The sequence below is a fragment of the Actinoplanes sp. NPDC019969 genome, assembly GCF_055562375.1.
In genome coordinates, this window is record NZ_JBVHFK010000014.1 from 156,235 (window position 1) to 170,426 (window position 14,192).

The following is a 14,192-nucleotide window of genomic DNA, read 5'->3' on the forward strand; positions in this document are numbered from 1 at the left end:
GTTGGCGCCGCCGTCCGGACCCGGCGACGGTGGGCGCCCAACCCGCCGCTCCCGCTGGAGGTCCGTGATGCCCGCCCCGCGACGTCCGCTGCTCGTGACCGCCGATCCGGACCTGCTCGACGACCTGTTGCGCCTCGCCGCGCCGGCCGGCGCCGAGACCGATGTGGCACCCGACCCGGCCGCCGCCCGGGCGCGCTGGCACGGTGCGCCGTTCGTGCTGGTCGGAGCGGACCAAGCGGCGGCCTGCCTGCGCGCCCGGCTGCCCCGCCGCGCCCGGATCGTCCTGATCGGGCACACCGGCACGATCGCCCCGGCCTGGAACGTGGCCGACCTTATCGGCGCCGAGCACGTGGCGGTCCTGCCCGACGCCGACCTGTGGGTGGCCGACCTGTTCGCGCAGCGGCCCGGCGGCTCCGCCGTCTCCCGGACCCTCGCCGTGATCGGTGGCCGCGGCGGAGCCGGGGCGAGCATCCTCGCGGCCGGGCTCGCCACCACCGCCGTCCGCGCCGGGCACCGGACCCTGCTCATCGACGGCGACCCGCTCGGCGGCGGCCTCGACCTGGTCCTCGGCTGGGAGGAGGTGGGCGGGCTGCGCTGGTCCGCGCTCGCCGGAGCGGACGGGCGGGTGGATCCACCGGCCCTGCTCGGCGCCCTCCCGCACCGCGGCGACCTGGTGCTGCTCTCGTTCGACCGGGCCGAGCTGCCGGGCGTCCCGATCGAGGCGATGGCCGCCACCCTGGACGCCGCCCGCCGCGGCCGCGACGTGATCATCGCGGACCTGCCGCGGCAACTCGACGACGCCGCGCTGCTGGCCCTGCAGGCCGCCGACCGGACCCTGCTGGTGGTGCCGGCCGAGCTGCGGGCCACGGCGTCCGCGGTCCGGACGGCGGCGGTCGTCGCCGCGCACTGCGAGAACGTCGCCGTCGTGGTGCGCGGCCCCGCCCCGGGAAACCTGCGGGCCCGGGACATCGCCCACGCGCTGCGGCTGCCGCTGGCCGGGACACTGCGGCCGGAGTCCGCGGTGTGCCGCGGCATCGAGGAGGGCCGCGCCCCCACCGCCGACGGCAAAGGCCACCTCGCCGTCCTCTGCCGGCGTCTCATTACCGACCTGACCAGCACCCGGCCCTCCCCGGCGGTGATGGCATGACCGGGGTGGTCGACGACGCCACCGGCCGCGTCCGGCGGCGGTTCGCGCAGGAGGGCCTGGAGGCCACGCCCGCTGCCGTGGTCAGCGCGGTCCGCAAGGAGACCACGGTGCTCGGCGACACCGCCGTGCTGCGGCTGGCCGGACAGGTGCGCGACGAGCTGATCGGAGCCGGCCCGCTCGCGCCGCTGCTCGCCGACCCGCAGGTGACCGACGTGCTGGTGACCGACCGCCAGGTCTGGGTGGACCGGGGCGCCGGCCTGGAACGGGCCACCGTCCGGCTCACCGATGCCGGTGAGGTGCGCCGGCTGGCGCAACGGCTGGTCGCGGCGTGCGGGCGGCGGCTCGACGACGGGCAGCCCTACGCCGACGCGCGGCTGCCCGACGGCACCCGGCTGCACGCGGTGCTGCCGCCGGTCGCCGTCAACGGGCCGTGCCTGTCCCTGCGGACCTTCCGGCAGCGCCCGTTCACCCTCGACGACCTGGTGCGGCACGGAACCGTCGCCCCGGAGGCGGCGGAGGTGCTGGCCGCCGTGGTGCGGGCGCGGCTGGCGTACCTGGTGACCGGCGGCACCGGCAGCGGCAAGACCACCCTGCTCGCCACGCTGCTCGGCCTGGTGCCGCCGACCGAACGGATCGTCCTGGTCGAGGACGCGGCGGAGCTACGGCCGGTCCACCCGCACGTGGTGACCCTGCAGGCGCGGACCGCCAACGTCGAGGGCGCCGGCGCGATCGGCCTGACCGACCTGATCCGGCAGGCGCTGCGGATGCGGCCCGACCGCGTGGTGATCGGCGAGTGCCGCGGCGCCGAGATCGTCGACCTGCTCGGCGCGCTGAACACCGGCCACGAGGGCGGGGCGGGGACGCTGCACGCCAACGCGCCGGGCGACGTGCCGGCCCGGCTGGAAGCCCTCGGCATGCTGGGCGGCCTACCGCGGGCGGCGTTGCACGCTCAGGTGGTCGCGGCGTTGCAGGTGGTCCTGCACCTGCGGCGTACGGGCGCCGGCCGCACCCTGGACTCGATCGGCGTGCTCCAGCCGACCGGCCCCGACCGCCTGGCCACGGTCATCCCCGCCTGGCAGCGCGACCGCACCGCCGCCCCCGGAGCCGCCACCCTGGCCCGCCTCCTCCAGGACCGCGGCACCGCCGTCCCGGCCGCTCTGGATACCCGTACCCCCGCGGCCGTTGCGCCCGCCCCCGGGACCGGCCGGTGGCCGTCGTGAACTGGCTGCTCGCGACGCTCCTGATCAGCGCGGCAGTGCTGGCCGCCCGCCCCGGCTCGGCCGCGCGCACGCGCCTGCTCGGCCCGCGCCGATGGCCCGGCCTGTCCCGCCCGCGAGCGGCGATCCAGGCGGTGCTCGCCGGTCCCCGCTGGCGGCTGCTCACCGCCGCCACCGGAACCGCCGGCCTGGCAGCGGGCGTCACCGGCGGCCCGGTCGGTGCTGTGATCGCCATCACCTACGTAGGTCTGGCCCTGCACGAATGGAACCGAACCACCGGCCGCAAACGCATCGGCGCGCGTCATGCCGCCGCCCTCGACGAAGTGTCCGCTCTGGTCGCCGAGTTGCGTGCCGGGGTCCCTCCGCTCTCCGTGGCCGCGAACAGATCGCGCCACGGCGGCGAGCGCCTCGACCAGCTGACCGACGCGGTGTGGCGCCTCGCCGAACGTACCGGCGCCCCCGCCGCCGACCTGCTGGAACGGATCGAACGCGACGCCCGGTCCGCCGGCCGGTCCGCCAAGGCCGCCGCTGCCCAGGCCGCCGGGGCCCAGACCACAGCCGCCCTGCTCGCGGCGCTACCGCTGGCCGGGATCGCCCTGGGATCGGTGATCGGCGGCGATCCCGTCGAGGTCCTCCTGCACACCCCGTGGGGCGCGGCGTGCGCCATCACCGCCCTGGCCCTGCAGAGCGCCGGCCTGAAGTGGTCCCAGCACCTCACCGGAAAGGCGATCCGATGACATGCGGCCTCACCGCACTGCTGCGCCCCGGCGGCCCGGTCCGAGTACCCCTCCGCGAATGCTGCGTCGCCGCCCTCCTCGGCGCCGACGGCGTCACCACCTCGTGCGACGCGCTTGCTGACAACCCTTCCCCGGTACGGGTGGACCCGCACCCCGTCGCCACGGTCCCGGGCCGGCTGTCAGCGGCCGGCGAGATGTCGCCCACGGCGCCGGCCGTGGAGGCGCTGTCGTGACCGGTCTCGTCGTGGCGCTGTGCACGGTGGTGGCGGCCGGTGTGCTGCTGCTGCCCGCCGGACGGCTCCGGCTGCGGCGGGCCCGGCCGTCCGGCGAACCCTCCGGCAAACGGACCCGGCTGCTCCTCTCGGTGCTGCTGGGACTGGCCGTGGCCGGCCTGATCGGCACCGCCTGGGGAGTTCCGGCCGGAGTGGCGACCGGGGTCGGCGTGGACCGGTTCCTGCGCGGCCGGGAGCCCGCCGAGGTACGCCGTGAACGCGAGGAATCCCTGGCCGACCTGCCCCTCGGTCTGGACCTGCTGGCGGCGGCGCTGAAGGGTGGCGGCGCGGTGGACGGTTCGATCACCGCCGTCGCCGAGGCCCTGGGCGGCCCGCTCGGGGAACGCCTCGAACGCACCGCCCGCTCCCTGCGGCTCGGCGCGGACCCGGCCGAGGCCTGGGCACACCTGGCCGGGATCCCCCAGGCGGACCGGCTGATCGCCGCCGCCGTCCGGTCCAGCGCGAGCGGCGGCGCCCTCTCCGGCGCCCTGGAACGCCTCGCCGGCGACCTGCGCGCCGACCGCGCGGTGGCCGCGGAGGCCGCCGCCCAGCGTGCCTCCGTCCTGATCGTCCTGCCCCTGGGCCTGTGCTTCCTGCCGGCGTTCCTGCTGGCCGGCCTGGCCCCGGTCCTCATCAGCCTCCTCCAGGGCGCGCTGTGAGACCCACTGCGTGGCTCTCGAGAGGCCGAGACCTGCGGCGCGCTGTGCGACCCACTGCGTGGCTCTCGAGAGGCCGAGACCTGCGGCGCGCTGTGCGGCCCACTGCGTGGCATCGAGAGGGCCGAGACCTACGGCGTGCTGGGACAGGCGCTGGTGAGACCCGGCGGCGCTTTGCGTGAGCCGCCGCCCGTGAAAGACCCACGGCGCCATCCGGCGGCGCCGTGTCGTGAAACCCCCGGTGTGGCGTGACAGGCGCCGCACCAACGATCGAGGAGGTCCTGTGCACAAACTCATCGCCCGCTTCCGGCGGCTCCAGACCGAAGCCGGCGACGCCGGGATGAGCACCGCGGAGTACGCCGTGGGCCTGCTCGCCGCGGTGGCTCTGGCCGGTGTACTGCTCAAGGTGGTGACGAGCGGCTCGGTGCAGACGGCCCTCAGCGCGATCATCGGCAGGGCGCTGAAGTGAGGTGGCGCCGGCAGCCCGGTCGCGGCCGGGACCCCAGGGTGGGACGGTTCCGGCGGTCCGACAGTGATCGGGGCGCCTTCACCGCCGAACTCGCGGCCGGGCTGCCGGCGCTCATGCTGCTGCTCGGGGCCGGCCTGACCGCGGTCACCGCGGCGACCGCTCAGATGCAGTGTCTGGACGCCGCCCGGGAGGCGGCGCTGGCCGGGTCACGCGGCGAGTCCGCGGCTGCGGCGGCGGCGCGTCTCGCACCGGACGGCGCGGTCATCCGGACGGGCGGGACCGCGGACAGCGTCACCGCCGAGGTCGCCGTCCCGGTGCGGATGCTCGGCGCCGATCTGCCCGGCCTGATCGTCCGGGGCAGTGCGACCGCGGCCCGCGAGCCGGAGGAGGCGACCTTCCCATGAGACGCGTTGCGGCAAACGAGAGAGCAGGCCGCCCCGCGCGGAGCGAGATACGCGATGGCGATGCGGCCGCGGGAGTGCGGGACGAATGCGCGGTAGCCGGGATGCGGGACAACAGTGCAGCCGCTGGGATGCGGGACGACCGTGGGGCGGCGTCGGTTCTGGTGCTGGCGATGGGGTTGGTGCTGGTTCTGGTGGGGGCGGCGGGCGCGACCGTCGGCGCCGCCCGGATCGCCCGGCATCAGGCCCGGGTGGCGGCCGATTTCGGGGCGCTGGCCGGCGGTGTCCATGCCATCGAAGGCGAGGCGGCGGCCTGCGCGACGGCCCAGCGTTACGTCGAGGCCAACAGCGCCGCCATGACCCGGTGCACGGTGACCGGCCTGGAGATCGTCGTCGGCGCCGCGGTGCCGCTCGGATTCCTGCCGATGAGCGCGGAGGCGGCTGCCCGTGCGGGACCTGTCCCCGTGGCGCGGTGAGGGGTCCGGCTGGTTCTCAGGGCTGTCTCAGCGCCGCTGAGACAGCCCTGAGAACCAGCCGGGGGTGACCGGGACGGGCATGCATGACCCGCGGCCGGGGACGGCCGGGAGGGGACGCCTGCCGCAGCTACCGGAGGTCACGGGACGCTGCGTGGGCGTACCGGAGAAGCTCAGCGAGTGACGTCCTCGTAGAGGGCGGGGGATCGGCGCTGTGGGGTGACGGCAGCGGCCGGGGCGGCGTCGTCGGCGGAGACCTGCCGCACGTCCGCGATGGCCTTGCGCATGGTCCGGCGGAGGAGGCGGCCCAGGGGGCGTTCGACGTACCGGTGGACCAGCCACGCCACGACGAGCACCAGCAGGATCGCCCCGAGGATCAGCGACCACGCGGGGAGCCCGGTGTGCTGGTGGGCGTGCCGGACGACGCTGTATCCGATGCGCTGGTGGAGCAGGTAGAACGGGTAGGTGAGGGCGCCGGCGGTGGTGAGCCAGCTCCAGCGGATCCGGTCGGTCCAGCCCAGCGCGATGATCAGGATCAGCGCGAAGGACAGCGTGACGATCACGATGCCGGGCCAGGTCGGCACGTCGAAGCCGGGATCGACGTCGGCGACCCGGTCCTCGACCCGTTTGACGCCGACCAGCCAGGCGAAACCGATGATCGCGAAGAGGAGCGGGGAACGGCCGAACTTGTAGATCAGGAAAGCGGCGATTCCGGCGATGAAATAGGGCGCGTATTCCGGGATGGCGAGGATGGTGATGATCCGGCTGTCCAGGGTCGGGCCGATCACGGCGACGACCATCCAGGAGGCGCAGAAGATCACCGTTCGGCGATAGGTGAGACCGAATGCGACGAGGGCGGCGAACAGGAGGTAGAAACGCAATTCGACGAACAGCGTCCAGTACACGGTGTCGACCAGCGGGATGCCCAGCGGCTCCTGGAGCATGGTCATGTTGACCGCGATCTCCCGCAGGTCCGGCGTGCCCTCGACGGGCAGGCCGCCGGTCACCGGCAGGAAGGTGATCACCGCGGCGGTGATCAGGATGCAGGCCCAGTACGCCGGGTAGAGCCGGCTCACTCGGGACACGAAGAAGTCCCCGAGGCCCCGCCGCCAGCTGCTCATGCAGATCACGAACCCGCTGATCAGGAAGAACAGCTCGACACCGAGAAAGCCGTAGATGGCCAGGTGGGAGAAGCTCGGCAGGAAGTGAGCCGGCGGATGAACGCCGTCGATGCGCCACGCCACGCTGAGGTGGTAGACCGCGACCGTCACGGCGGCGATCAGGCGCAGCCCGTCCAGGGCCGCCAGGCGCGGTCCCACGGGCTTGACGCCGCCGTCGGCTGCTGTGTGTGCTTCGTCTCGGCTCATCGGGGAGGGAGGCTACATTCTCAGGGCAAGGGGTGCGATATCGCGGCGAGAACCGTGTCGAGAACCCGTACCGCGTCCTGTTTGTTCAACGGATTGTTTCCGTTTCCGCATTTGGGTGATTGCACGCAGGACGGGCAGCCGGTATCGCATCCGCATGACGCGATCGCCTCCCGGGTGGCGCCCAGCCAGGCGGTGGCGGCCCCGTACGCCCGCTCGGCGAACCCGGCGCCCCCGGGATGCCCGTCGTAGACGAAGACCGTCGGCGCCTCGGTGTCCGCGTGGTTGGCGGTGGACAGCCCGCCGATGTCCCACCGGTCGCAGGTGGCGATCAGCGGCAGCAGCCCGATCCCGGCGTGCTCGGCGGCGTGCAGCGCTCCCGGGAACTCGCCCGGCTCGATCCCGGCGGCGGTCAGGGCCTGCGGCGACACGGTGAACCAGACCGCGACGGTCCGCAGCTCGCGCACCGGCAGATCCAGCGGCCGGGTGTCGATCACCTCGCCACTGCCGAGCCGTCGCCGCTGGTAGGAGACGACCTGGTTGGTGACGTCGACGTCGCCGAGGAACAGCCCGACGGGGCCGGCGTCCACGTACGACCGGACGTTCACCACCGACAGGTTCGTGACGTCCCGGGCGTGTGTGGTCCAGTCCGGCTCCTCCTGGTGCACCAGCGCGATGGCGTCCTCCAGGTCGAGGTCGTCCACCACGTACGACACGCCCTGGTGCAGGTGCACCGCCCCGGGGTGCAGCATCGAGTGGGACGAGCCGTGGTCGACGGTGCCGAGCAGCCGCCCGGTCGCCGCCTCGACCACCGCCACCGGCGCCCCGCCGGTGCCCCGCAGGTCCACCTCGGGCCGCCCGCGATGGGTCCAGTACCACCCGGACGGGCGTCGTCGCAGCACCCCTTCGGTGACGAGCTGCTCGACGAGCGCCGGCGCCGGGTCGCCGAACAGTTCCAGGTCGGCGTCGGTGATCGGGGCCTCGGACGCGGCACAGCAGAGTTGCGGGCCGAGCACGTACGGGTTCCCGGGGTCGAGCACCGTCGCCTCCACCGGCCGCCCGAACACGGCTTCCGGATGGTGCACGAGGTAGGTGTCGAGCGGATCGTCCCGGGCCACCAGCACGGCGAGCGCCTCCCCGCCGGACCGCCCGGCCCGGCCGGCCTGCTGCCACAGGGAGGCGCGGGTCCCGGGGTAGCCGCAGATCAGCACGGCGTCCAGGCCGGCCAGGTCGACGCCGAGCTCGAGCGCGTTGGTGGAGGCCAGCCCGAGCAGCTCACCGGAGAGCAGCGCGCGTTCCAGCGCCCGCCGGTCCTCGCGCAGATAGCCGCCGCGGTAGGCGGCCACCCGCTCGCCCAGCCCGGGAACCGCCTCGTTCAGTGACTGCCGGGCCAGTGACGCGACCACCTCGGCCCCGCGCCGGGACCGGACGAACGCGAGCGTCCGGATCCCGTTGACCACGGAATCGGTGAGCAGGTCGGCGGTTTCTCGCAGGGCTGATCGGCGGACCGGGGAGGCGTCCTCGCCGTCGGCGGAGTGGTCGGGCAGCAGGGGCGGTTCCCACAGGGCGAACGTGACGGCGGCCCGCGGTGACGCATCCTCTGTGACAGATATCACTGGGACGCCGGTCAGGCGGGACGCGGACTCCGCCGGGTCGCCCGAGGTGGCCGAGGCCAGGATGAAGGTGGGGGAGGCGCCGTACCGGGCGGTGGCCCGGCGCAGCCGCCGCAGCACGTGCGCCACGTGCGAGCCGAACACGCCCCGGTAGGTGTGGCACTCGTCGATGATCACGTACCGCAGGCGGCGCAGGAAGACGCCCCACCTGCCGTGTCCCGGCAGCATGCTGTGGTGCAGCATGTCGGGGTTGGTGAGCACGAACCGGGAGTGCTGCCGGATCCATTCGCGCTCTTCACGAGGGGTGTCCCCGTCGTACGTCGCGGGCCGCACCCCGTCCACCCCGAGCCGGTTCAGGGCGCGCAGCTGGTCGGCCGCGAGGGCTTTGGTGGGTGACAGATAGAGCACTGTCGCTCGTGGGTCCGTGGCGAGCGCGCTGAGTGCCGGCAGCTGGTACGCGAGGGACTTTCCCGACGCCGTCCCGGTGGCCAGCACGACGTGCGTGCCTTCCCACGCGAGGGTTGCCGCGGCCGCCTGATGTTCCCACGGAGCGGTGATTCCCTGTGCCGAGAAGGCGTCCCGGACCCCGGGGCCGGTCCACTCCGGCCAGCGGGCTGTGCGACCCTCACGTGCGGGAACCCGTTCGACATGGGTGACCGGCGACACCGCCGAGGTGGCCGCCCGCGCCCGCAGCCGGTGCAGCAGTTCGGCGGGGCCGAAGGCGGTGGAGGTCACGCATTGCACTGTGACACCGGTTGGGCCCGAACCTCAAACGGGTAGGACGGTGGGTGCCACGCGCCGCCTCCGAACGGTCGGTGGTTAGATTTCGCGGGGGAGAGATCAGGGAGGAGGACCGATGGAGCTGTCACTCACGACCCGGACCGTCGCCGGGCACACCGTGCTCGAGGTCGGCGGTGAGGTTGACGTTTACACCGCCCCCCGGCTGCGCGAGCGCCTCATCGAGTTGGTGGACGGCGGCGCGCGCGACGTGGTCGTGGATCTGGAACGTGTCGACTTCCTCGATTCCACCGGCCTCGGCGTGCTGGTCGGGGCCCTGAAGCGGTTGCGTACGGCGCATGGCACCTTCGGGTTGGTCTGTGCCAAGGAGCCACTTCTCAAGATCTTCCGCATCACCGCGCTCGACCAGGTCTTCCCGATCTTCGCGAGTGTCGAGGCGGCCACCGAGCGCGACGGCAGCGGTCCCGCTTCGTGATGGCTACCGTTCGGCTCTCCTTCTCACCGGCTCCGGTGCACGTGCGCACCGCCCGCCTGGTCGGCGTCGCCGTCGCCCGGCGGGCGGGTGTCGCGGAGGAGTTGCTCGACGAGGTCCGGCTCGCCATCGGTGAGGCCTGCACGCGGGCGGTCGCCCTGCACCGGCAGTACGGTCTCACCGACCTCGTCACCGTGGAGATGTCCGACTCGGACTCGTACACGGTCCGGGTCATCGACCACGGCCCGCTCGAGGCGAGCGTGGGCCTGACCAAACTGCCGCCGGACGAGCTGGCCGACGAGTCGCTCACCGACGACGCGCTCACCACCGGCGTGGGCTTCGCGCTGCTGGCCGGCTTCGTCGACGACCTCCAGGTGCGTCCCGTCGAGGACGGTTCCGGCACCGAGGTCCGCATGGTCTGGCCGGTCACCCGCCGCTGACGCGGCCGGCGTTCCGTCAACAATTGCGCCACGCCCGATTTGGGCGATATTTCATGAAATAGTGTGGCGAAACGGGGATCCTGATCCCAGCCCGTGCGTCCGAGATCCTTTCCGGACTAACACAACGGCGATCATCATCGCGACACGGCTGGTGCTACATGTGACGACCGACACGTAAGCCCTATACAGTACGCGAGTTGACAGCTACTGCTGGTCCCGCGTCCGCGGGGCTGGCCGGTCGTTCCCCGGCCCCACGGGGAATGCGCCCGGGGTCTCGTCCGTCTCCCGGGCGCCATTCGGTGTACAGGAGGACATGGATGTCCGGGACCTCGATAGACCTCGCCGCCGAAGGTGGTGGCGGAGTGTCCCTGAGCGGGTCAAACATCACTTTCGTCGTCGTCGCGCTGGTGTTCGCCCTGGTGGCGCTCGGCTTCGCCGCGGCGTTCGTTCAATCGGTTCTGCGCGCCGGGCGCGGCACCCCGAAGATGCAGGAGATCGCGGGCGCGGTGCAGGAGGGCGCCTCGGCGTACCTGTTCCGCCAGTTCAAGACCCTCGGCATCTTCGTCGTCATCGCGGTGGTTCTGCTGTTCCTCCTGCCGGTGCACGAGACCGACAACGAGACCTGGGTACGGATCGGCCGCTCGCTGTTCTTCATCGTCGGCGCGGTGTTCAGCTCGTTCATCGGCGGCGCCGGCATGGCCCTGGCCACCCGGGCCAACCTGCGGGTGGCAGCGGCGGCCGGCGAGCAGGGCGGCCGGGAGAAGGCGATGGGCATCGCCTTCCGCACCGGTGGCGTGGTCGGCTTCCTCACCGTCGGCCTCGGCCTGTTCGGTGGCGCGCTGGTCGTGCTGATCTTCCGCGGTGACGCCCCGACGGTCCTGGAGGGCTTCGGTTTCGGCGCCGCGCTGCTGGCGATGTTCATGCGGGTCGGCGGCGGCATCTTCACCAAGGCCGCGGACGTCGGCGCGGACCTGGTCGGCAAGGTCGAGCAGGGCATCCCGGAGGACGACCCGCGCAACGCGGCGACCATCGCCGACAACGTGGGCGACAACGTCGGCGACTGTGCCGGCATGGCGGCCGACCTGTTCGAGTCGTACGCGGTGACGCTGGTCGCGGCGCTGATCCTGGGTTCGGCCGCGTTCGGCCAGGACGGCCTGATCTTCCCGCTGATCGTCTCCACGATCGGTGTGCTGATCGCGATCATCGGTGTCTTCATCACCCGGCTGCGGGCGAGCGACCGCAACGGTCTGACCGCCATCAACCGGGCCTTCTACATCTCGGCGGCGATCTCCGCGATCGCGGTGGCCGTGGTCAGCTTCGTCTACCTGCCGAGCACCTTCGCCGGCTTCGCCGACGCGGGCATCTCCGAGGAGGTCCTGAACAGCGGCCAGGACCCGCGCTGGGTCGCGGTCGGCGCGGTCGTGATCGGCATCGTGCTGGCAGCCGCCATCCAGGCGCTGACCGGCTACTTCACCGAGACCAACCGGCGCCCGGTGCGGGACATCGGCCAGTCGTCGCAGACCGGCGCGGCCACCGTGATCCTGGCCGGCATCAGTGTCGGCCTGGAGTCGGCGGTCTACTCGGCGCTGCTGCTCGGCGCCGGTGTCTTCGGCGCGTTCCTGCTCGGCGGCTCGTCGCTCACCCTGTCGTTGTTCGCTGTCGCGCTGGCCGGCACCGGCCTGCTCACCACGGTCGGCGTGATCGTGGCGATGGACACGTTCGGCCCGATCTCGGACAACGCGCAGGGCATCGCGGAGATGTCCGGCGACATCGACGAGCGTGGCGCGCAGATCCTCACCGAGCTGGACGCGGTCGGCAACACCACGAAAGCGATCACCAAGGGCATCGCGATCGCGACGGCGGTCCTGGCGGCCACGGCGCTGTTCGGGTCGTACACCAACAGCCTGGCCAGCGCGCTGACCGAGGCGGGCGTGGCGAACGTCGGCAACGAGATCCTGGCCCAGCTGAACATCTCGAACCCGCGCAGCCTGGTCGGCCTGCTGGTCGGCGCGGCGGTGGTGTTCCTCTTCTCCGGCCTGGCGATCAACGCGGTCTCCCGGTCGGCGGGTGCGGTCGTGATGGAGGTCCGGCGCCAGTTCCGGGAGTTCCCCGGGATCATGGACGGCACGCAGCGCCCCGAGTACGGCCGGGTGGTCGACATCTGCACCCGGGACGCGCAGCGTGAGCTGCTCACGCCGGGTCTGCTGGCGGTCATGGCACCGATCGCGGTGGGCTTCGGCCTGGGCCCGGGCGCGCTGGCGGCGTACCTGGCCGGCGCGATCGGCACCGGCACGCTGATGGCGGTCTTCCTGTCCAACTCCGGCGGCGCGTGGGACAACGCGAAGAAGCTGGTCGAGGACGGGGCGCACGGCGGCAAGGGCTCCGAGGCGCACGCCGCCACGGTCATCGGCGACACCGTCGGCGACCCGTTCAAGGACACCGCCGGCCCGGCGATCAACCCGCTGATCAAGGTGATGAACCTGGTCTCGCTGCTGATCGCCCCGGCCGTGGTGACCTGGAGCTACGGCAGCGACGCGAACCCGGCGCTGCGGATCGGCATCGCGGTCCTCGCGGTCGCGATCGTGACGGCGGCGGTGGTCTGGAGCAAGCGCAAGCCGATCGCGATCGGTGACGACAGCTCGTCGGCGGTGGCGGCCGGTGCGGCGGACACCGCGAAGGCGGTTCAGGACGCCCGTACCACCGAGTCGGCGCGGATCAAGGACAACGTCTGATCCGCTCCTACCAGGACGAAAGGCACCCGGTTTTCCGGGTGCCTTTCGCTGTGACTCGATCGAGGCGTGTGGCGGATCCGGCGATGGCCGTACCCTGCTTCCATGCGCGCGGTCCGACCGATCTCCCTGGCCCTCGTCGTCGTGCTCGCGGTGCCGCTGGCCGCCTGTTCCGGCCAGCCCGGCGCGCAGGCCTGGGCGGCGCTGGTGTGCACCACGCTGAGTCCCTGGCGTGCCGAGATCGACTCGCTGACCAGCCGCACCCAGCAGCAGATCACCGCCGAGACCAGCGCCGGCCAGGCGAAGGAGAACCTGGCCCGGCTCTTCGACGGCGCCGCGGTCGCCAGTGAGAAGGCCCGGGAAGGGGTGGAGAAGGCGGGGGTGCCCGACGTGACGAACGGTGCGGCCATCGCCACCGGCTTCCTCGACTCGCTGGCCGGCATCCGGGACGCCTACGGGCATGCCCGTACCGGCATCGAGGCGCTGGCCACGAACCCGCCGAAGGCGTTCTACGCCGAGGTCGGCAAGGTCGTCGAGCGGCTCTCCGCCGACTACGAGCAGAGCAGCCTGGACACCGAGACCCTGGAGTCGGTGGAGCTCAGACAGGCCTTCGACTCTCTTCCTGAATGCCAATGACGACTGATCCGGGGTGGCCGCTGATCCCGCGGGAGGTGCTTCCGCCGCCGGTTCCGGTGGTGCGGCGCGCCGTCCACCGTGGTTCGGCCGGTCCGCGGCCCGGCCATCAGCTGACCATGTTCGGCGCGGAGACCACCGAGCCGTCGCCCGCCGACCTGATCGGCCTGCTGGCGGGCCCCGGCGAGCTGGGCCGGATGGGCGGCACGGCCCGGGTCGCGGTCCGGGTGGACGCCGCCTGGCGGGTTCACGTGCTGGTCAGTGAGCTGGTGGCACGCGGTCTGAAGGCCACCTGGGCGCCGGTGGAAGAACAAGATCAAAACCCTGATGGGGTACGGGTCGACGCGCCCCACCCCTCGAAAGAGGCGAACGACACGTCGGAGAACCCGTCGTCGGACGACGAGCCGGGCCCCACGGAGCCGGATCCCGAGCCGGAGCAGCCCGAAGAGCCGACTCCGACGATCTTCGAGGTGCGTACGGCGTACTCCCGAAGATTGAATGCCCTCGCCCGGGCCTGGCCGGAGTCGTCCGCGCAACTTTTTCTCTCCGGACCGCGCCTGCGGCTGTGGGTGGCCGCCGCCGGTGGCCCGCACCGCGGCGGCTGGACGCTCGGCCTGGATCCGGCCAAGAACCCGGAGCCGGTGGACGCCGCGCTGGTCCGGGCCGGTCTGGCCGGCCGCGTGTCGGATGACGGACGCCGTTATGTGATCGCCGGCGCGAAACGGCTGCGGCGGCTCGCCGAACTGGTCGGGGACCGCCCACCAGCGGCGCCGCCCGAATCGTGGCCGAGTGTTCTGGTCGCGTGATCTTCACCGATTGTGTCCGACATTA

Annotated in this window: 15 protein-coding genes; 13 read left to right on the forward strand and 2 right to left on the reverse strand. The window is 72.9% G+C overall.

The window, feature by feature from the left end:
• Nucleotides 1-94: 94 nt before the first annotated feature.
• The 8 genes from ssd to ACZ3II_RS35485 all read left to right on the forward strand — a co-directional run bounded on the left by ssd (nucleotide 95) and on the right by ACZ3II_RS35485 (nucleotide 5,375).
• Nucleotides 95-1,147, forward strand: a complete 1,053-nt coding sequence (gene ssd, locus ACZ3II_RS35450; protein WP_465523932.1) for a septum site-determining protein Ssd — start codon at nucleotides 95-97, stop codon at nucleotides 1,145-1,147.
• The gene (locus tag ACZ3II_RS35455) at nucleotides 1,144-2,367 is read left to right on the forward strand and encodes a TadA family conjugal transfer-associated ATPase (protein ID WP_465523634.1); all 1,224 of its coding nucleotides are present in this window, start codon (nucleotides 1,144-1,146) and stop codon (nucleotides 2,365-2,367) included. Before ssd ends, ACZ3II_RS35455 begins: the two co-directional genes overlap by 4 nt.
• On the forward strand, nucleotides 2,355-3,101 hold the full coding sequence (locus ACZ3II_RS35460; protein ID WP_465523636.1) for a hypothetical protein: 747 nt from the start codon (nucleotides 2,355-2,357) through the stop codon (nucleotides 3,099-3,101). The genes ACZ3II_RS35455 and ACZ3II_RS35460 overlap by 13 nt, the downstream gene beginning before the upstream one ends.
• A complete protein-coding gene (locus ACZ3II_RS35465; protein ID WP_465523638.1) occupies nucleotides 3,098-3,334 on the forward strand; it encodes a hypothetical protein in 237 nt (78 codons plus the stop codon). Before ACZ3II_RS35460 ends, ACZ3II_RS35465 begins: the two co-directional genes overlap by 4 nt.
• On the forward strand, nucleotides 3,331-4,032 hold the full coding sequence (locus ACZ3II_RS35470; protein ID WP_465523640.1) for a type II secretion system F family protein: 702 nt from the start codon (nucleotides 3,331-3,333) through the stop codon (nucleotides 4,030-4,032). Before ACZ3II_RS35465 ends, ACZ3II_RS35470 begins: the two co-directional genes overlap by 4 nt.
• Before the next feature lie 280 nt (nucleotides 4,033-4,312).
• Entirely contained in the window at nucleotides 4,313-4,498 is a 186-nt protein-coding gene (locus ACZ3II_RS35475) for a DUF4244 domain-containing protein (RefSeq protein WP_465523642.1), read from the forward strand.
• A gap of 38 nt (nucleotides 4,499-4,536) precedes the next feature.
• Nucleotides 4,537-4,902, forward strand: a complete 366-nt coding sequence (locus tag ACZ3II_RS35480) for a TadE family type IV pilus minor pilin (protein ID WP_465523644.1) — start codon at nucleotides 4,537-4,539, stop codon at nucleotides 4,900-4,902.
• Between the two features lie 128 nt (nucleotides 4,903-5,030).
• Nucleotides 5,031-5,375, forward strand: a complete 345-nt coding sequence (locus tag ACZ3II_RS35485; protein ID WP_465523646.1) for an Rv3654c family TadE-like protein — start codon at nucleotides 5,031-5,033, stop codon at nucleotides 5,373-5,375.
• Between the two features lie 170 nt (nucleotides 5,376-5,545).
• On the opposite strand, the gene ACZ3II_RS35490 is transcribed toward ACZ3II_RS35485, so the two are convergent.
• Nucleotides 5,546-6,691, reverse strand: a complete 1,146-nt coding sequence (locus ACZ3II_RS35490) for an acyltransferase family protein (RefSeq protein WP_465523648.1) — start codon at nucleotides 6,689-6,691, stop codon at nucleotides 5,546-5,548.
• A gap of 68 nt (nucleotides 6,692-6,759) precedes the next feature.
• The gene (locus ACZ3II_RS35495; RefSeq protein ID WP_465523650.1) at nucleotides 6,760-9,093 is read right to left on the reverse strand and encodes a DEAD/DEAH box helicase; all 2,334 of its coding nucleotides are present in this window, start codon (nucleotides 9,091-9,093) and stop codon (nucleotides 6,760-6,762) included.
• A 112-nt stretch (nucleotides 9,094-9,205) separates the two neighbouring features.
• On the opposite strand from ACZ3II_RS35495, the gene ACZ3II_RS35500 reads away from it, so the two are divergent.
• From ACZ3II_RS35500 to ACZ3II_RS35520, 5 genes are all read left to right on the forward strand, one after another.
• Nucleotides 9,206-9,562, forward strand: coding sequence for an STAS domain-containing protein (locus tag ACZ3II_RS35500; RefSeq protein WP_465523652.1), 357 nt, complete (start codon nucleotides 9,206-9,208; stop codon nucleotides 9,560-9,562).
• Entirely contained in the window at nucleotides 9,559-9,999 is a 441-nt protein-coding gene (locus ACZ3II_RS35505; RefSeq protein ID WP_043522733.1) for an ATP-binding protein, read from the forward strand. The genes ACZ3II_RS35500 and ACZ3II_RS35505 overlap by 4 nt, the downstream gene beginning before the upstream one ends.
• A gap of 317 nt (nucleotides 10,000-10,316) precedes the next feature.
• Nucleotides 10,317-12,731, forward strand: coding sequence for a sodium-translocating pyrophosphatase (locus ACZ3II_RS35510; protein WP_465523654.1), 2,415 nt, complete (start codon nucleotides 10,317-10,319; stop codon nucleotides 12,729-12,731).
• Between the two features lie 102 nt (nucleotides 12,732-12,833).
• Nucleotides 12,834-13,364 (forward strand): hypothetical protein, encoded by a 531-nt coding sequence (locus tag ACZ3II_RS35515; protein ID WP_465523656.1) that lies wholly within the window; start codon nucleotides 12,834-12,836, stop codon nucleotides 13,362-13,364.
• Nucleotides 13,355-14,167 (forward strand): hypothetical protein, encoded by an 813-nt coding sequence (locus tag ACZ3II_RS35520; RefSeq protein ID WP_465523658.1) that lies wholly within the window; start codon nucleotides 13,355-13,357, stop codon nucleotides 14,165-14,167. The genes ACZ3II_RS35515 and ACZ3II_RS35520 overlap by 10 nt, the downstream gene beginning before the upstream one ends.
• Nucleotides 14,168-14,192: the final 25 nt, after the last annotated feature.

Bases quoted from the DNA above. Each gene is read 5' to 3' on its own strand.
- ACZ3II_RS35465 (WP_465523638.1), top strand. From the start codon at position 3,098: ATGACATGCGGCCTCACCGCACTGCTGCGCCCCGGCGGCCCGGTCCGA.
- ACZ3II_RS35510 (WP_465523654.1), top strand. From the start codon at position 10,317: ATGTCCGGGACCTCGATAGACCTCGCCGCCGAAGGTGGTGGCGGAGTG.
- ACZ3II_RS35485 (WP_465523646.1), top strand. From the start codon at position 5,031: ATGCGGGACGACCGTGGGGCGGCGTCGGTTCTGGTGCTGGCGATGGGG.
- ACZ3II_RS35520 (WP_465523658.1), top strand. From the start codon at position 13,355: ATGCCAATGACGACTGATCCGGGGTGGCCGCTGATCCCGCGGGAGGTG.
- ACZ3II_RS35515 (WP_465523656.1), top strand. From the start codon at position 12,834: ATGCGCGCGGTCCGACCGATCTCCCTGGCCCTCGTCGTCGTGCTCGCG.
- ACZ3II_RS35500 (WP_465523652.1), top strand. From the start codon at position 9,206: ATGGAGCTGTCACTCACGACCCGGACCGTCGCCGGGCACACCGTGCTC.
- ACZ3II_RS35455 (WP_465523634.1), top strand. From the start codon at position 1,144: ATGACCGGGGTGGTCGACGACGCCACCGGCCGCGTCCGGCGGCGGTTC.